General features: G+C 34.9%; 13 protein-coding genes. 3 read left to right on the forward strand and 10 right to left on the reverse strand.

Annotated features, from left to right (window positions below):
• Nucleotides 1–79: 79 nt before the first annotated feature.
• The 6 genes from EKH84_RS20690 to EKH84_RS20715 form a co-directional block, all read right to left on the reverse strand.
• Nucleotides 80–2,011: an ABC transporter ATP-binding protein gene (locus tag EKH84_RS20690; RefSeq protein WP_127067762.1), complete on the reverse strand. Its 1,932-nt coding sequence runs from the start codon at nucleotides 2,009–2,011 to the stop codon at nucleotides 80–82.
• Complete coding sequence (locus EKH84_RS20695) at nucleotides 1,998–3,737, reverse strand: ABC transporter ATP-binding protein (protein WP_127067763.1); 1,740 nt, start codon at nucleotides 3,735–3,737, stop codon at nucleotides 1,998–2,000. The genes EKH84_RS20690 and EKH84_RS20695 overlap by 14 nt, the downstream gene beginning before the upstream one ends.
• Nucleotides 3,738–3,931: 194 nt before the next feature.
• Nucleotides 3,932–4,573, reverse strand: coding sequence for a nitroreductase family protein (locus EKH84_RS20700; protein WP_127067764.1), 642 nt, complete (start codon nucleotides 4,571–4,573; stop codon nucleotides 3,932–3,934).
• A gap of 137 nt (nucleotides 4,574–4,710) precedes the next feature.
• Nucleotides 4,711–5,139, reverse strand: coding sequence for a MarR family winged helix-turn-helix transcriptional regulator (locus tag EKH84_RS20705; RefSeq protein WP_127067765.1), 429 nt, complete (start codon nucleotides 5,137–5,139; stop codon nucleotides 4,711–4,713).
• Nucleotides 5,140–5,331: 192 nt separating this feature from the next.
• A complete protein-coding gene (locus EKH84_RS20710) occupies nucleotides 5,332–7,089 on the reverse strand; it encodes an ABC transporter ATP-binding protein (RefSeq protein WP_127067766.1) in 1,758 nt (585 codons plus the stop codon).
• The gene (locus EKH84_RS20715; protein ID WP_127067767.1) at nucleotides 7,086–8,822 is read right to left on the reverse strand and encodes an ABC transporter ATP-binding protein; all 1,737 of its coding nucleotides are present in this window, start codon (nucleotides 8,820–8,822) and stop codon (nucleotides 7,086–7,088) included. Before EKH84_RS20715 ends, EKH84_RS20710 begins: the two co-directional genes overlap by 4 nt.
• Nucleotides 8,823–8,942: 120 nt before the next feature.
• Between EKH84_RS20715 and EKH84_RS20720 the strand changes: the two genes are divergently transcribed.
• From EKH84_RS20720 to EKH84_RS20730, 3 genes are all read left to right on the forward strand, one after another.
• Nucleotides 8,943–9,806 carry a LysR family transcriptional regulator gene (locus EKH84_RS20720; protein WP_127067768.1) on the forward strand — a complete coding sequence of 288 codons (864 nt, stop codon included), beginning with the start codon at nucleotides 8,943–8,945 and terminating at the stop codon, nucleotides 9,804–9,806.
• Between the two features lie 290 nt (nucleotides 9,807–10,096).
• Nucleotides 10,097–10,540, forward strand: a complete 444-nt coding sequence (locus EKH84_RS20725; RefSeq protein WP_013658408.1) for a MarR family winged helix-turn-helix transcriptional regulator — start codon at nucleotides 10,097–10,099, stop codon at nucleotides 10,538–10,540.
• An 18-nt stretch (nucleotides 10,541–10,558) separates the two neighbouring features.
• The gene (locus tag EKH84_RS20730) at nucleotides 10,559–11,959 is read left to right on the forward strand and encodes an MATE family efflux transporter (RefSeq protein WP_127067769.1); all 1,401 of its coding nucleotides are present in this window, start codon (nucleotides 10,559–10,561) and stop codon (nucleotides 11,957–11,959) included.
• Between the two features lie 203 nt (nucleotides 11,960–12,162).
• On the opposite strand, the gene EKH84_RS20735 is transcribed toward EKH84_RS20730, so the two are convergent.
• The 4 genes from EKH84_RS20735 to EKH84_RS20750 all read right to left on the reverse strand — a co-directional run bounded on the left by EKH84_RS20735 (nucleotide 12,163) and on the right by EKH84_RS20750 (nucleotide 19,188).
• The gene (locus tag EKH84_RS20735; RefSeq protein WP_127067770.1) at nucleotides 12,163–12,423 is read right to left on the reverse strand and encodes a hypothetical protein; all 261 of its coding nucleotides are present in this window, start codon (nucleotides 12,421–12,423) and stop codon (nucleotides 12,163–12,165) included.
• Nucleotides 12,424–12,521: 98 nt separating this feature from the next.
• Nucleotides 12,522–16,946: a hypothetical protein gene (locus EKH84_RS20740; protein WP_127067771.1), complete on the reverse strand. Its 4,425-nt coding sequence runs from the start codon at nucleotides 16,944–16,946 to the stop codon at nucleotides 12,522–12,524.
• Between the two features lie 18 nt (nucleotides 16,947–16,964).
• On the reverse strand, nucleotides 16,965–17,681 hold the full coding sequence (locus tag EKH84_RS20745) for a DUF6063 family protein (protein WP_127067772.1): 717 nt from the start codon (nucleotides 17,679–17,681) through the stop codon (nucleotides 16,965–16,967).
• Nucleotides 17,671–19,188, reverse strand: coding sequence for a replicative DNA helicase (locus EKH84_RS20750; RefSeq protein ID WP_127067773.1), 1,518 nt, complete (start codon nucleotides 19,186–19,188; stop codon nucleotides 17,671–17,673). The genes EKH84_RS20745 and EKH84_RS20750 overlap by 11 nt, the downstream gene beginning before the upstream one ends.
• Nucleotides 19,189–19,207: the final 19 nt, after the last annotated feature.

A 19,207-nucleotide genomic window follows, 5' to 3' on the forward strand; every position in this document is an offset into this window, starting at 1 on the left:
AATAAAAGACATATTCAAGAGCATTTATGCTCTTAAATATGTCCTTTATTTGATTTTCCTTATATTATAGGAAGTTATATTAATCTTGCTCTAGGGCACCTGTATACAGTTGATAATAAGTACCTTTCTTTGCAATTAAGTCTTCATGATTACCACGTTCAATAATTCTTCCTTGATCAAGTACCATAATGACATTTGAATTCTTAATAGTAGATAAACGGTGGGCGATAACAAATACTGTTCTGCCTTCCATAAGTCTATCCATACCTTCTTGAACAATCTTTTCTGTACGTGTATCAATACTTGATGTCGCTTCATCTAATATGAGTACTGGTGGATTAGCTACAGCTGCTCTAGCAATGGCTAGTAGCTGTCTTTGACCTTGGGAAAGATTAGCACCATCTCCAGTGAGAACTGTATCATAGCCATGTGGTAAGTGTTTAATAAAGTACTCCGCATTAGCCAGCCTTGCAGCTGCTTTAACTTCTTCATCTGTGGCATCTAGTTTTCCATAACGGATATTCTCCATAACTGTACCTGTAAATAAATGTGTATCTTGAAGTACAATTCCTAGAGATCTTCTTAAATCATCCTTTTTAATTTTATTAATGTTAATACCATCATATCGAATTTTCCCGTCCTGAATATCATAGAAACGATTGATCAAGTTGGTAATGGTGGTTTTCCCCGCTCCTGTTGCACCAACAAAGGCAATTTTTTCACCTGGTTTTGCATAAAGTTCTATATCATGAAGAATAATCTTCTCATCATTGTAACCAAAGTCTACATGGTCAAAGACTACGTCACCTTCAAGCTTTTGGTAAGTTGTTGTGCCATCTTCTTTATGATAATGCTTCCATGCCCAAATTCCTGTTCTCTCTTTGGTTTCCACACATTCACCATTTGCGCCTATTTTAGCATTAACTAATTCCACATAACCTTCATCTTCTTCTACCTTTTCATCTAATAATTTAAAAATACGGTCAGCTCCAGCAAGGGCCATAATGATTGCATTGAACTGTTGTGAGATTTGAGATATAGGTTGGGTAAAGCTCTTATTAAATTGTAAGAAGGATGCAAGTGCTCCTAGTGTAAAGCCACCTACACCAGCAATTGCTAACATTGAACCAACAATAGCTGTTACCACATAGTTAAGGTTACCCATGTTGTTCATAATAGGCATGAGAATATTAGCAAACTTATTAGCATTGTTTGCACTGTCAAAAAGTTCTTCATTAAGTTCACTAAATCGTTTGATACTGTCTTCTTCATGACAGAATACCTTAACAACCTTTTGTCCTTCCATCATCTCTTCAATATAACCATTAACTGCTCCTAAGTTCTTTTGCTGCTTCATAAAATAGCTGCCACTTTTACCAGTAATACTTTTAGTTACTACAAGCATTAAACCTACCATGATTAATGTAACTAATGTGAGTGGCATATTTAAAAAGAGCATGGCAATAAACACACTTATAATCGTAATACTAGAAGCAATAAGCTGTGGCATAGATTGGCTAATCATTTGTCTTAAAGTATCTGTATCATTAGTATAAATACTCATAATATCCCCATGTGCATGAGTATCAAAGTATTTAATAGGTAACTTCTCCATATGCTTAAAAAGGTCATTTCTAATGTTCTTCATTGTCCCTTGGCATACAAAAATCATAATACGATTGTATAAATAGGTAGAAAAAACACCTACTAAGAAAATAAGTGCTATCTTCACAAGTGCACCAAGTAATTGACTAAAATCAGGATTATTTGACCCTAAAAGGGGCATGATATAATCATCAATTAACTCTTGTATAAAACTAATTCCTTTTACACTAGCTAATGAACTAATAAGAATGAGGAAGAAAACCACAATACAATGTAGTTTATAATTCTTAAAAATATAAGCCATTAATCTTTTTAAAGTCTTACCAGGGTTCTCAAGCTTCATATGTCCTTTACCTGGACCCATTGGACCTTTTCCATGTCCCATTGGCATCTTATTTTGTCTCATTTTCTTCTGCTCCTTTCATCTGTGATATATAGACATCACGATAAATGTCACAGCTAGCTAGGAGCTCTTCGTGATTGCCCATGCCCTCGATTTTTCCTTCGTTTAAAACAAGGATTTTATCTGCATCTTGAATAGATGAAATTCTTTGGGCAATAATAATTTTAGTTGTATCTGGTATTTCTTCCTTAAAGGCTTTTCTAATAAGTGAATCTGTCTTTGTATCAACTGCGCTTGTAGAATCATCTAAAATAAGAATTTTAGGCTTTTTAAGCAAGGCTCTGGCAATACAAAGTCTTTGTTTTTGACCACCTGATACGTTACTTCCACCTTGTTCAATGTAAGTATCATATTTTTCAGGCATTTTTTCAATGAATTCTGCTGCTTGTGCAAGCTCACATGCCCTGATAATCTCCTCATCACTGGCTTCTTTATTACCCCAACGCAAATTTTCTTTGATAGTACCGGAGAATAAGACATTCTTTTGAAGTACCATAGCCACTTCATTTCTAAGGGTTTCAAGATCATAGGCTCTTACATCTAAGCCTCCTACTTTAACCTTGCCACCTACTACGTCGTAAAGTCTTGGAATAAGTTGTACTAAGGAAGACTTAGCACTACCCGTTTCACCAATAATACCAATGGTCTCTCCTGATCGAATAGAAAAGTTAATATTCTCAAGTACACAGTTACTTTTATCTTTGTTATAAGCAAAATCTACGTTTTCAAAATCAATTGAACCGTCTTTCACTTCATAGATAGGATTTTTACCATTTGTTAAATCTGTTTCTTCATTAATGACCTCTACAATACGTTCGGCTGAAGCGCGTGACATGGTGATCATTACAAATACCATAGCAATCATCATCAGACTCATTAAGATATTCATAATATAAGCAAATAAGCTCATGAGCTCCCCTGTTGTTAAGCTTCCACCAACAATCATCTTAGCACCTAACCAAGAAATGAGTAAGATACACGCATAGATAGCAAATTGCATCACTGGCATATTTAAGATAATAAGTTTTTCTGCGTTAACAAACATTTGATAAAGGTTTTCACATGCCTTCTCAAACTTATTCATTTCATGTTCCTCACGTACATAAGCTTTCACCACACGAACCGCATTAATATTCTCTTGTACGCTAGCATTTAAATCATCGTATTTCTTAAATACTTGCCTAAAAACAGGGTGTACTTTTCTTATAATTAGTGTCAACGCCACACTTAAGAAAATGATAGCCCCAACAAATACCATTGAAAGTCTAGCATTAATCAAAAAGGCCATAATCATAGCACTAATCAGCATAAATGGTGCTCTTGCACAAATACGAATAACCATTTGATAAGAATTTTGCACGTTAGTAACGTCAGTTGTAAGTCTGGTTACAAGCCCTGCTGTTGAATACTTATCTATATTAGAAAAAGAAAAATCCTGTATATTGACAAACATGGCTTCCCTTAGGTTTTTTGCAAAACCACTACTTGCTTTTGCAGCATGTTTTCCTGCTATAGCGCCAAAAAGTAATGCTAGCATGGCTGCACCAATCATACAAACTCCCATGAATACTACGTGTTTCATATCGCCGTTTTCTACTCCATTATCTATGATGGAAGCCATCATAAATGGTATAAGTACTTCCATAATAACCTCAAGTACAATAAAAACGGGTGATAGAATAGATGACTTTTTATATTCTTTTACCTGAGCTAGTAAGGTTTTTATCATCGCTGTTCCTCCTCTATATCTTTATGTCGTTTTACTATTTTATAATTAGCTTGCTAACTATTGTAACAAAAAAATTTTTTATCGTCTATAGTCAGTTCTCTACTCTTTAATAAGCAGAGGGAATTCCCCTCTGCCCTAACATATAGTGCAATATTTAACATCTTAACTGGTCTATCTCTTTATGGCCTCTTCTACTATTCTGTAATAAAGGTAACAACATCTTCTAAAGGTTTACGTCTTGGTTGCCTTGGTGTTTCATCAGCTGGAATACCCAATGAGATAATAGCCATTAAAGAATAACCTGGTTTTTCAAAGCCAATGATTTTTTCAATCTCAGTTTTTGCATGAGCAGGTCCTGTCATATAACATGCGCCATAGCCCATATTAGCAGCTGCAAGTAAGAAGTTCTCTACTGCTGCACCAATACCTTGCGCACCTGCTTGTGGTGATTTAATCACATCTATAATTGCTTCATCTACCCCGTTAGCTCTTAAGATTTTCTCTTCAATCATGTCATATTCTTTTGCATATACAATAACCGCACATGATGATCGCTGAAAATTAAGGTAGTAAGGAAGTACCTTCATAAACTGTGCTCTTTCTTCCTCATTCCTTGCTAAAGATGCAATATGTTCGTGACTCTTTGTTACTGCCTCTGCCATTTTGCTTACAATCTCTCCGTTTTGTACCACTACAAAATGCCAATTTTGTTGGTGCTTTGGAGAAGGCGCTAAAGTTGCTGCTTCTAACATCTTTAAAATAGCTTCTTTAGGTACTTCTCCTTCTTTATAATCTCTAATACTTTTTCTCTTGTAAATAAAATCTAATTCTGACATCTATATCCCTCTCCTATTTATCTTGTTTATTTTTACTACTACCCATCCTATTGTATAGCAATAAAAATTCATATGCAATTAAGCATCTTAATTTCATCTACTACATGATTAGCTTGCTAACTATTTAATTATTTTTTTTATAACGACATATTTTTTAGCATTCTGTTTAGGATACCTATTAGTTCTTGTTTTTCTTCTTCACTAATTCCTTGATATAATTGGTTTTCCATCTCTTTTAAACCAGCTAACATTTCTTGGTGATGCCCTTGTGCCTTATTAGTTAAAATAATTTGCTTATATCGATTATCTTTAATACTAGGTACTAATCTAATAAATTCCTTTTCTTCTAAACGTTTTAAAAGACCTGTTACAGTGGGACGTTTGAGATTAAATCTCTTTTCAATATCAATAGGGTTTACTTCTTTACCTTCATTCTCATGCAAAAATCCTAGTAAATCACACTGAGCTGTTGTTAAGTTAATCTCTGATATTTTGCTATTAAAATTTCTCTCATAAATATTATTAATCATTTTTAAAAGAATACCTATTCTCATCTCTTGTTCCATAGCCCCAACCTCGTTTTTTATAAAAATAATAGTTATATTATAACACACTAGCACAAGTCATAAAAAATGGCACTCGCTTCTCACTATTTTACTAACTAGCTATACTTTATTGCTCTACCTTACTTATCTCTATAAACATTAAAAAGGAGACTGCCTCTCTGCTCACGACACTCTCCTCTTTATTCCATCTTTCTATACTGCAAACTGGCTATTATAAAGCTGATAATAAAATCCCTTTTTCCCTAAAAGCTCATTATGATTACCCTGCTCTATAATTTTCCCTTCTTTCATAACCAGAATAACATCTGCATTTTGAATAGTTGATAAACGATGGGCTACAATGAAGCTAGTTCTACCTTCCATTAATCGATTAAAGGCACTTTGAATCTTAATTTCTGTTCTTGTATCAATTGAAGATGTTGCTTCATCTAAAATCAGCATAGGCGGCTCCGTGAGCATGACCCTTGTTATACATAGAAGCTGCTTTTGCCCTTGTGAAAGCATACCCCCATCTTCTTCTATGACTGTATCATAACCTTTTGGTAAACGTTTAATGAAAGAATGGGCATGTGCCGCTTTAGCTGCTGCAGTTATTTCTTCATCAGTGGCATCTGGTTTACCCATGATAATATTTTCTTTAATTGTTCCCTTCTTCAGCCACGTTTCTTGAAGCACCATACCATAATTTAAACGAAGACTTCTTCTCGTCATTTCTCTAATATCCTTGTCATCTACTTGAATGCTTCCTTGATTCACATCATAAAAACGCATCAGTAAGTTAATGAGTGTTGTTTTACCACAGCCTGTGGGCCCTACAATGGCTACCTTTTGGCCTGGTTTAATTTGAACATTAAAATTCTCAATCAATTTTTTCTCTGGGACATAAGAAAAGCTTATATTTTTACAACTTACATAGCCATTAGCGTTTTCTAAAGTGACTGCTTGTGGACTTTCCGGAGCTTGGGCTTCTTCTTCAATGAGTTCAAAAATTCTAGCTGCACAAGCCAAGGCATTTTGAAGTTCTGTGACTACCCCTGATATTTCATTAAAAGGCTTAGTATATTGATTAGCATAACTTAAAAAGCAAGACCATGCCCCCACTGTCATCTTGCCATTTAATACTGCAAAAGCACCTGTAATTGCTACACCTGCATACACCACACTGTTTACAAACCTAGTAGTAGGATTAGTTAAAGAAGAAAAGAAAGTTGCCCTTAAAGAATATTTTGCTAATCTATCATTGATTTCATCGAATTTTTTAATGGCTTCTTCTTCATGTCCATAAGCCTTTACTACTTTTTCATTTCCAATCATCTCATCAATAAAAGCTGTTTGCTCCCCTCTTGTTTCTGATTGTAATTTAAACATGGTATAAGTTTTCTTAGCAATAAAACTGGCTACAAATAATGAAAGAGGTGTGACTAAAACCACTACAAAAGTAATACCTACATTAATGGTTAACATGAAAAGCAAGGTTCCCAATATGGTGATAACACCTGTAAATAGCTGAGTAAATCCCATTAATAGCCCATCAGCAAATTGGTCTACATCTGCAATAACACGACTTACAATATCTCCTTGTGAATGGGTATCGATATATTTAAGCGGCAAAATCTCAATCTTTTTAAACGCCTCATCTCTCATATCACGTACAACCTGATAAGTCACTTTATTATTAATCATATTCATAAACCACTGTGCTATGGCTGTTATGCTCACTATAATAGCTACAATCATAAGCTGTTTTAAAATATAGTCAAATTGAACCTGACTATATGCAATCCCATCAATGGCCTTTCCGATTAAAATAGGAACATATAAAGTCAATGCCACAATGATAACCGCTAAGAGAATAGAAATCAGCATCAAGCTCCTATACTTTTTAATATAACGAAGTACTTTTTTAAGCGTGTCTTTTTGAACATCTTTTTTTAAACCAGTCTTTTTCATCCCTCTACCTCCTTCTTAAACTGAGAATAGTAGATTTCGTTATAAACCTCACAGTTTTCTAGAAGCTCTTCATGAGTCCCTTTTCCAACTAATTGACCATCATCTAGAACAATAATTTGATCCGCATATTGCACTGAAGAAGCTCTTTGCGACACAATGACCACGGTAGGATGATAATCTAACGCTTTAATTGCCTTACGAAGCTTGGCATCTGTGACGAAGTCTAGTGCTGAGGTACTATCATCTAAGATGAGAATTTCCGGCTTCTTCACTAAAGCTCTAGCAATGGTTAAACGTTGTCTTTGCCCACCTGAAAGATTTCTGCCACCTTGTTCTATCTCAGCCTTCATTCCGCCTTTAACACTTACCACATCTTCTGCTTGCGCAGTCTTAATAGCTGCTTGTAACTCTTCCTCTGTAGCATCTTTCTTACCCCAGCGTAGGTTTTCTTCTATGCTCCCCTTAAAGAGTACTGCCTTTTGCATCACAATACCTACTTTTTCTCTTAAAGTTTCTAAAGGATAATCTTTGACATTTATACCATTAACCAGTACTTCACCAGAAGTAGCATCATAAAATCTAGGGATTAAATGAATAACAGAACTCTTCCCAGATCCTGTACCGCCAATAATACCTATGGTTTCTCCCTTTTTAGCAGTAAAATCAATAGCTGTTAAAGACTCTTCCCCTGCATTAGTATAGGTAAGAGAAACTTGTTTAAAGGTAATGCTCTCTTCATTACTGCTTACTTTTACTTGATTCGTATGAATAGCTTCTTTTTCTAGCATACTAGACTCGATATGAAATACATCTGCTATACGATTACCACAGGCTACTGATTTATTAACAGTAATAATGAGCGCTGCTAATTTAATGAGCTCCACTAAAATCTGTGACATATAATTATAAAGTGCTACTACCTGCCCACTACTTAAATTGCCTGTATCTACCTGGAGCGCACCTACCCATATAAGTCTAATAATAGCAATATTAATAATGATATAAGTAAGGGGATTCATTAAAGCTGAGATGCCTCCAGCTTTCTTTTGCTGCTTAGTCAGGGTTTCATTTCTTTTATTAAAAGCTTCAATTTCTTCCTCTTCTTTGCAAAAAGCTCTAATCACACGAACTCCTGTTAAGTTTTCTCTTGTCATACTTAAAACACCATCTAATCTTTGTTGTACCGCTTTAAGCATAGGAATATTAAGAAGCATAATCCCAAATACCACAAAAGATAATAAAATAATGGCAATGACAAATATCATGGCTGATTTCACATCAATAGTAAGGGCCATAATAGTAGCCCCAAATACTACAAATGGGGATCTTAAAAAGAGACGAAGTACCATATTAACCCCATTTTGAGCTTGATTAACATCACTTGTCATTCTGGTAATCATAGTTGGTGTCCCTAAGGTATCAATCTCTGTAAAAGAAAGTCCTAGTAAATGCTTAAATAAAGCATGACGTACACCTGTCCCAAAACCTACTGCTGCCTTAGCTGAAAAATACTGTGCTGTTACTGAACAGATAAGTCCAATCACCCCTAAGCCTATGAGCAGTGCACACATTTGTATAATGTAAGTCTTGTCTCCATTACCAATCCCTTTATCAATAATGGTAGCAATCACTAAAGGTACAAATAATTCAAAAGAAGCTTCTAGCATTTTAAATAAGGGAGCCAAGATGCATTCTTTTTTATAACCTTTTAAGTAAACGAGTAATTCTTTCATTTCTTCCTCCTCGCCTTTATATTTTTTCAAATTTCCGACTCTTATCATATCACAGTATATACTATACTAAAATTATTAATATGATATACTAACTATATTAAATTCATATAGGAGGATCGCATGGATTTTAAACAACTTACTTATCTTGTTAGCACGGTTCAAGAAGGTAACATTTCAAAGGCGGCAGAAAAATTAAATATTTCTCAACCACCCTTAAGTACTAAATTAAAAGAGCTTGAAAATGAGTTAGGTGTGATTCTCTTTGAACGTGGTTCTAGAAAAATTGAACTCACCCAAGCCGGTCGTATTTTTTATGCACGTGCGACTTCTATACTGGAGCAAATGGCTATTGCTAAAAAAGAATTAGAAGATTATAACTCTGGGAAAATAGGCACCTTACGCCTTGGTATTATTTCTTCTATTGGTAGCACGCTCATCAATGAATGGCTCATTTGCTTTCATCAAGCTTATCCTGAAATACGCTTTAATATTTTTGAAGGTAATACCTATGAACAATTAGAAAGGCTTCGAAATAATCTTATTGAAGCAGCCATTGTTCGCACACCCTTTTCAGCTACTGATTTAGAGTGCACCATCTTGCGGCAAGAACGTGTTTATGCTGTAGGTCATGTGCACTACTTTGAGAATCTTCCTAATCCTTCTGTTAGTTTAACCGAAATCTGTACAAAACCCCTCATTCTTTATCGGAGATGGGAAAAAATATTTCAAGAAATTGCTCATGAGAACTCTCTTAATCCTTTTATATTTTGTATGAATGATGATGCTAGAACAACGGCTAGTATGGCTAATTCAGGATTAGGTATAGGGATTATCCCAGAATCTGCCTTACCACTTTTATCAGATTTAAATATGGAAAAAAGAGTTATTTCAGATGAGGGATTAGAGTCCGATATCTGTTTGCTACGTAATCCTAACAGCTATTTATCAACGGTTATGGAGCTTTTTTATCAGTTCTTGGTTTAATATTTAGGCTACTGCCCTAGTAAGCAAATATTTATTTAGTCAATATTCAATGCTATAATATGAACCACTAGCTGACTATAATGAGATGACAATGAAGAAAATCAAAATTGCTTTAATGGGAGTTTTAGTTTTTATTATACTTATTAGTACCGCTATCTTAGGCTTTGGCGCAAACTTTAAATAAATACATTCAAACCTATTAAGAAATAAAAATGATTTTAATTGCGTGCGCAAACTTATTATTGCGCACGCAATTTTTTAGGTATATAATAAAAAACTGAGGTGATTCTATGGAATTTTTAAAATGGCTTTCTATTACTGATCGATATACTAAAATACACCTAGATCGTCAGTTAGCTCCTCTTGGTCTTAATAGTAGCCAACATATGTATATTATGAAAATATGTAATGAACCCGGTATAACACAAGATCGTTTCGTAACACTTTTTTATATTCATCCAAGTAATATTACCCGTTCCCTTGCTTATTTAGAAAAAACCGGATTTATCAAAAAAGAACCTCTCAAAAAAGATAAACGTACTTGCTGCTTATATCCTACAGATAAAGCCCTTGAAGCCAATAAACAAATTCTCCATATCCAAAAGACATGGTATGAAAAACTTCTTCAAGATTTTTCTGTAGAAGAAAGAGAACTCTTCTTTTCTTTTCTCAATAAAGCTGGAGAAAAAGCGATTTTGGAAGTAACCGAAGAAATAGAACTAGAAAATGAATAATACTGAAAGGAAATAATGATGAACGAGATTAGACATGAAAATCCTCTTGGCTATGAAAAACTCCCCAAACTTTTAAAAAGTTATGCTATTCCTAGTATCATAGCCATGTTAGTAAGCTCTTTATATAATATTGTTGACCAAATCTTTATTGGCCAAGGTGTTGGTTATTTGGGAAATGCGGCAACCAATGTAGCCTATCCTCTTACCACCATCTGTCTTTCTATTGCTTTATTAATTGGTATTGGTAGTGCTGCTCGCTTTTCCTTAGCACTAGGTGCAAAACAAAAGGAAGAAGCTGCACTGGCTGTTGGTAACGCTATTAGCATGATGTTTTTGTTTGGCATCATTTATTTTATACTTATTGAAATCTTCTTGCAGCCACTACTTACGGTTTTTGGTAGTACACCAGATATTATGCCTTATGCTAAGGTCTATACTCGAATTACAGCTCTTGGTATGCCACTACTTATTGTTACCAATGGTATGAGTAATTTAGCTAGAGCTGATGGAAGCCCTAAATTCTCCATGACTTGTATGTTAGTAGGTGCCATTATTAATACTATCCTAGACCCTATTTTCATTTTTACATTTGATATGGGTGTTGCTGGTGCTGCACTTGCCACTGTCATAGGACAGCTTGTTTCTTTCCTTATGGCTATTAACTATATTCGTCGTTTTAAACATATTGATTTGAAAAAGCACCACTTTAAGCTTCAAGTACCAGAGTGCCTTAAAATTGCTTCTCTAGGCATGAGTAATAGTCTTAATCAGTTAGCTATTACACTTGTTCAAATCGTACTCAATAACTCTCTTATTCACTATGGTTCCCAATCTATTTATGGTAGTGAAATACCACTTGCATGTAGTGGCATTGTAATGAAAACAAATGCTATCTTGATATCTGTTATTATTGGTATTTCTCAAGGTGCTCAGCCTATTATCAGCTTCAACTATGGTGCTAAAAATTATGACAGAGTGAGAGGTATCTATAAGCTAGCAGTCAGCTCTAGTTTAGTCATTTCTGTCTTAGGTTTCATTGCCTTTCAATTCTTTCCAAAACAAGTTATATCCTTATTTGGAACAGGAGATCAGCTCTACTTTGAGTTTGCAGTTAAATTCATGAGAATCTTCTTATTTATGGTACTTATTAATGGCGTGCAAATCATCTCCTCTAACTTCTTTGCAGCCATTGGAAAAGCTATTAAAGGTGTGTTTTTATCCCTCTCAAGGCAAGTACTCTTTTTAATCCCTCTCATTCTTGTATTACCATTCTTCTATGGTATCGATGGGATTTTATTTGCTGCACCAGTAGCCGATGCCTTAGCCTTTTGTGTGACGATTACACTCATTGGCAAAGAACTTACTCATATGAAAACATTAAGCACGCAGAAAACACTACATCTTTCTGCTCAATCCTAAATCCTATACAGTAAAAGAGGCTGCTTAGTTAAGCAACCTCTTATTTAATTTAGTCTACTTTCCAGTTCTATTTTACCAAAATATAGTTCTAGTTCATCATCTACTTTTCTTTGTCTACTATAATCTTGTAAAAGCTCTCCTTAGTTTAAATCTTTCTTGATGAACCATTTCTTCCTGATAAGGGTTTACTTTTAGTGATGAGCCTAAATTGATTTGCCAAATGTTTCTTTTTGAGGCTGCTTACCGATGAGTACCAAGCTACTGATTACAGTTATTAACATGACTACGGTTACAGCTAGGCCACCTTCAAATCCAAATGCCCCTCCATTTATTAACTCTTTTCCCTCAATAAAAATGGGTTTAAATACCGAAGTTGAACTAAGTATCCAAATAGCGCAAGAATGATATATAACTTCCCCTATCTTTAGTAGCGCTAAATAGAAAAACCCTAGTACATAAGTCATTCTATTAATCTTATGTACTAGGATTAGTCTATCTATATCTTCATATCTTATTTCTTTTTATTAGTATCCATTACTATGACAGGCTTCACTATAGATCACTAAGCAAATAAGCTTAATTGATTGCTTCCTAAAATGCTGAGTGCCACTGGATCATTGTCCATAAAGTATGCTTTTTTAATCTCTTGTTCCTTAGAAAAAATTGAAGTTCTTTGATCTAAAGTACTTCTTAACTTACAGCTATAAACAATCGGGAAATATCTTCTAATGAAATCCCCTTCTGAATGGGCTGTAAGGGCAATAATTTGGAAACCAAGTTGTTTAGCAATAAAGAATACTGGTTCTAAGACATGTCCACTAGATGCCTTACCAAATGGGTTATCTAAAATAACGGCGCGGCTTACTTTTTGCTCTTCACTTTGAATATTTTGTTTCTTCTCAGCTAGATAGTTGAGAATGCCTAGGTAAAGTGCCATGTTTTTACTCCACTTTTCTCCCCCCGACCATTTATTAGAGGTTTCCCAAGAGTACTTTTGGCTACTAATATCACCAATGTTACTTACCTTGCGGCATCTTACACGAATAGCATCATTGCCCATTACCACTTTCAATAAATTTCTAAGTTTAAATTGCTCTTTAATATATTTCTTGATTTTCCCGGTGTCTTCTTTTCCTGTATCGTCTAAGAAGCTATCCCCTTCAATATCATCTAGTAAACTATAAATATGGGTACGGATCTTTTCTTTTCCACTGTCTTCTTGCCAGCTTGGAATGACAAACTCATAAATGTTTTTCCAACCTTCTTCTGTATTCACTCGTGTATTTTTAGGGATCTCCGTTAATTCACTAGCTACTGTTTTTAAGTAAGCATAAAGGTGAATAATAAATTGTGAAATCTGCTGATCTTGATCTATCAGATCTCTTTCTAATATAGTTAACGTATGGTTAATACGTTCCACGATATTTTCTTTCCATACCACTAATGCATCATAATCTTGCTTTTGTGTAATCCCTTGTACCGCCATATTTCTAAGCTTACTATCTCTAATTTCTCTCTGGCAGAATAGCTTAAAATCAATTTGCTTCTCTTCTACTACCTTTTTACCTGCTTCAACACCATTTTTAAGCTGTTGTAAACTTTCAAGTAAATGACTTACGATTACTCTTACCTTTAGATCATATATAAACTCTTGCTCCACTGCTTCATCTAGGATACCTACCTTTACTTCTGGGGCACAATACCCAAAAAGCTCATCTTTTTTATCCATTTGCTGCTTGTTATCTAAAATAGACTTAAGTTCACGTTCTAACCCTGCAGTTTGTTTAACTAAAGATTTTTCTTTCTCTGCTAGTTCAACTTGTGTTCTCAATAATCGTTCTTTATCTTGCAAGGATTGTGTATCTTCTTCACTGACCACACCATAACTTACTTCATAAGCTTCTTTCTTACTTTGATACTCTTGCTCTTTTTTATCAAAGTCTGTTTTCATTAATTTAACCTGCTCATCTAATTCCTCTAGTTGTTTTCTTACTTCTATGAGTTCTTCAGATAATCGGTCCATTTCCTGTGCATACGCTTCTCTATATACTGGAATACTTTCTAAGCGTTCTTCTCTTTCTGCTTGTTCCTGACGGAAGCTCTTTTCATTTTCTTCATATACCTTTTGATTGTGTTTTAAGAGACTTTCAATTTCACTATGGCCTTTTTGCTTATTGTCTAGGGCTTCTTTTAACTGTTCCTGCTTATCTCTTAAATAGACAATATCCTTATTAGAATAAATAGCTTTTTCATCTTTTACTTCTTTATAAAGTGGATCATCTATTATACGACTTTCACTGCCTCTTAGAAGACTATAATTTTCTTTGACTTCTTCTAAAACTTCAAGGGTATTTCTTAAGGCATATTCCACTTTACTATACGCACCTTCTTCTTCTTTAATGGTCTCTTGAAGCTTTTTAATGCGTACCTCTTCTTTATCGCATTCCTCTTTAATGCCTAAATACTCTGTTGCTTTCTCCACATAGCCTTGTAATCTATTTTTTTCTTCTACTTCTTTTCTTAACGTTTCACTCGTTAACTTTGCTTCCTTCTGGGCCTTCATTAACTTATCTTTAGCATCTTCCATGATTCGGGCAAGTTCCATTTCTTGTCTTTTAAACCCATCACTTTCTTCTCTTAAGCGCGCATGCTTTTCATGAGAATAGGTTTCAAGGAAACTCTTGACCTTTTCTAAAGTTTGGTCTATTTCTCGTAATTCATTTTCCTTTTGCCTGCGATATGCCATAGCTTCTTCTAAAGCTTTACCCGCTTCTTTCTTATGCATTTCAAAAAATGTGGCCTGCATATTCTCACTCCAAGCGGTTGGATAAATAAGACTTTCCACCTGCTTTTCTTGTTCTAACAGTGCCCTAGCCTCTGATAAGGTAACAATACCTACGGGATAAGTCATCTTTGCTGTTTGTTCCTCTAATAAGCTGATGAGCTCACGCTCACTGCCATCTGATACAACTACTAGCTGTGCCCATTTCGGCTGAGTATACATCTTTTGTTTCAGCTCTTTATCTTCTAAACTTGCAATAAAAGCTGTTCCAGTTTGTAAAAAGCTAAACTGATTCATCCATTTTTCTACCCAAAGCTCAAGAAGTGGTTCAACTGTGAAAAAGTCACGTCCCTCATAGTTTTCTAGGAAATGTGAGTGACGTCTTTCAAGTAAGAGTGCCTCTTCTTTTTCTCTTATAAGTTTTTCTACTTGTTCTTCTAAAGCTGTTATCACTTGACTAGACTTTAAATAAATAGAAGATAAATGATAAAAGGCTGGTAAAGCTTTTTTAATCTCCACAAGAATCTTCTCATGAGCTTCTTCTAACTGCTGAAGCTGCATGCTGGTTCTACCTGCTTCTCTTAGCACCTTAGTATGCTTATTCGTGCTTTCACCAATAATTTGGTTAAGCTCTACTTGGCGCTCTTCTAATACCCTTAAGTTTTGTGCTAATTTAAGCTTACTTTCTTCAATTTCTGCTAAACGGCTCTTCCACTTTTTCTCTTGCCCTTCAATATCCTCGCTAGCGCCTTGTGCTACAATTAGCATTTTAATCTGATTCATTTGCTTTTCTTGATGCTCTAGCTTACCAATGAGCTTACTTGCATCACCTCTAAGCTTCTGAAGCTTTTCATCCAGCTGTTTCTTTTCTTTCTCTTGTTCTTGCTGCTCTTCTAAATAGCGTTCCTTTTCTCTTTCACAGTGGCCTAGCTCTTTTTGAAGCATCGCTAATTGCTCTTCAAAATAGCCTTTGATTTCTCCTCTATTTTCTTCTAAGGCCTCTTTTATTGCTTCTACTTCTGTATCTTCACCTAATAAAGCTAGCTGTTCCTCATAAAGTTTAATTTTCGCCCGTGCTTCATTCATATTGTTTTGGAATCTAGAGAGTTTGAGGGCATGACGCCTTTTTTCCTTTTCTTCTTTTTTTTCTTTTGCTTTTTCATAGGCTTCATTTTCTTTTTCATAGCTTAGTCTAGCTTCATTTAAGGCTTCTTTAGCCTCTTCTACTTCAATAAGTGCTATCTCTTTTTGCAGCACTCTCTTCTTAGTCTCTAATTGTTTCTTCTCTGTGTCACAGGCTGTAAGTTTTTCCCTTGTCTGTGCTTCTTTATCCTCAATAAGCAGCCAAAGTGCCTTTGCCTCTTCTTTTTTAGCTTCATATTCTTTGACCTTTTGATTATACATGCTAAAGCTTGTTACATAAGATTCGATTTCAGCTTTGATTTTTTCACTTTCCTTAATGCTACGCTCTAATTGTTTATGCTTATTAAAATGCTCTCTTTGACTTTCAAAGGTCCCTGCGAACTCTTGGGCTCCCTTCCCTACTAGGCCTTCTTCCACTGTTGGTAAAAGTAATTTCTCAACTAAGTCTGAAGTCGTTTTACAGCCATCAAAGAAAGCTTCAACCGATCCCTCGCCACCATTGATGACTGTAATACTGCGCCATTCTTCAGGGATAATTTTAAAGTATTCTTCAATGTATTGATGAAATTCTTTAGTCGTAGCAAAAGCCTTAGCTGCTATATGCTCTTTACTCATTTTCTGGTAGTATTCATTCATCTCTACCCTAGTTGCAGCTCTTGCTGCCTCGCCTTCCTCTCTTGTGAAAGGTAGGCTTTCAATATTGTCCTTATCTTCTACACCATATTCATAAGCATATTTATAAGATCTTAACTCATTATTTTGAAGATAAAGCGTTACTGCTGTTAGAGCATAGCGTCTTGGTTTATCACTTATAATCCATTCGATAGCAATATGTGCTGCATTTCCTTCTAGAACAAAGGTTTCTTTCGCTTTACGTTCTCCTAGATCCGTATGTGGCAAGATAGCTTGAAGGGCTGCTTGAATAAAAACAGTTTTCCCTCCACCATTTTCAAGTAAAATAGCTGTATTATGTCCTGCACAAGTAAATATCTCGTCATTATAGCGTTTTCCGCCATTTTCATAAATTACATTGGTATATCTAATTTTAGAAATTGATGCCATTCGTGTTGTCCCTCTTTTCTAGCTATACTGATAAATAAAATCTAATATTCCTCGGTTATACTCATAATCCATATAATAGCGCTGAATAATGACCTTTGTTTTCTCAGTGATTTCTATCTCATAATTTCCAATATCTTTAATCATATCTTGCTTCTCTAAGAACTGCTTCGTCATATTTAAAAAGCTGATACGACTTGCTGTTACTCCTGTTAGCTTTTTAGCTTTTTCCTTTACATCATCTAGTGCTAACCATTTTTCTAAGATTTTTATCCAGTTGTATTCTTGTTCTTCTTCAACCTTTTGAAGCACTTCTTTATCTATTTGCGCAAGAGTTTCCATTCTAGTATTAACCGCTTCTAGCCATTCCTCCATACCAATAAACATCCTTGTTGGTTCCTTGGTTTGATAACTATTATAAAACTCTCCTAATAAAATAATGGCTAATACATACATTAAATAAATATCTAAGTTAGTGGCATTATTAGGCAGATAGAGCTTCTTAATGGTTTCATTACTCATATGAAAAGGTGAACTGCTTGCAATAGGTACTAAGTACACCTGTTCTCCTGCAATAATAATCGTAGCATGATCCTGGGCTGCAAACTGATTCATCAGTTCTTCTATGTGTTCCTCTCTTGTATAAGCCCTCATTTCTCCTAATGAGCTAGCACCTTCTACTGCTAGCTTGCTATAGAGTTTATAAGCTTCTATAATTTCCTCATTTCTATAGTTCATTTCTCTCACCTTCTTTTTGCCTCATTGTAATGTCAATTAACATATTTTTAATTTCAAAACGTGGTACTTTTTGCACGGTTCCTTCATATTCCATGACCTTGATACTATTGGTTATCCCACCTAAAGCTTCTTTAATGCCATTTAATATACTCTCTTCATCTAAGTTTTCAAATGCAATAGGTGACTTTTGATGTAAAATCATCCACATATCATAAAAAAGTCTTTGTTCTAACCATTCAGGTCTTAATACCTCTATCTGATTACAAATCTCTTCTAAAGTGATCACACTTTGCTCTTCAAATAAAGGTACAAGCTCATTCACCACTTCTTTAAAATAGTGACCTATCTTAGATTTGCCTTTACGCACTTCTTCCTCTGTGACGCCATATGTAAAGGCTTTACTCTTATCTTCTTCACCCACTCTTTCAATACGCTGCTTATAGAAGACACTCATTGGGTGCCATAGTTTAGCACGCTCTAGGCTTAGGAAAGGTTCTATAAAGGTGCCACTTGTATAAAGCGGCATCAGTCTCCCCATAAGTGCATCCACAATTTCTTGTTCAAAGTTAAAACTATCGATGCCTATATAATAAAGTGACTGCTGTGCTGCATCTAATGCATGCGTTCTTAGGGCAATACTTTCTTGTAAAAGCTTACTATGCTCGTGATGGACCTCTTCTAACCTATTATCAATTTTTAAAATGAATTCATAAGCCTTCTTATCTTTCTCATTATCTAGCTGGTACTTTAAGCTATCCTTAGTTAATCTTACAAATTCATGAAGTTCTTCAAACTCTTCATTTTCTCTTATTAGTCTTAAATTAATATCCTCAATAAGCTTCTTATATCTGGTGTAAGTTTCTTCAGAAACAATACTACGACTTACTTCATGTTTAATTTTGGCTAGACGCTCTGTAAGTGCCTCAGCAGATAAATCCATTTCATCTAACTGCCTAAGTGAACCCATGAACTCCCCTTTTTCAAGTTGTTTACGAAGGAGTAATTGGTTAATTGAAATTTGAAACTCACTAAAGTATTCTCTACTTGAAAAAATAAGTTCTAAACCTTGTTCATCTAAAGCATAATATTGGGTATTTGATTTTAGATCTGAACGCGCTGCTTTTAAAATAGAATAGTATACGGTTTCCTCTTGGCCCGTTTCCCAATTGTAAAAGCTCCTACTATTACGTTTTCCATTGGATGGTCTATAGACTTCTATAATTTCTCTGGCTAATTCCTCAAAGCCTGTTTCATCTAAGTTAATTTTTTCATGACATACTTCATATAAAAATAAAGCAAGCTCTCTAACGCCACTTGTCTTATGACGCATAATCATATTTTCAAAGAAAAATAATAAAGTAAGCATTCCTAGTTCATAATAAGGAATCTCATTCCCATTCTTATCTTTTCCCTTTTTTCTATCCAGACGATGTAATGGTTCATAGATGGCAAGTCTCTTCATACGCTCACCAAACTGTTCCACTACACTCCTTGCTTCTATACTCATTCTAGCTGCCTCCAAAAGT

This window comes from Cellulosilyticum sp. WCF-2 (assembly GCF_003990395.1).
In the GTDB taxonomy this organism is placed as follows: Bacteria; Bacillota; Clostridia; order Lachnospirales; family Cellulosilyticaceae; genus Cellulosilyticum; species Cellulosilyticum lentocellum.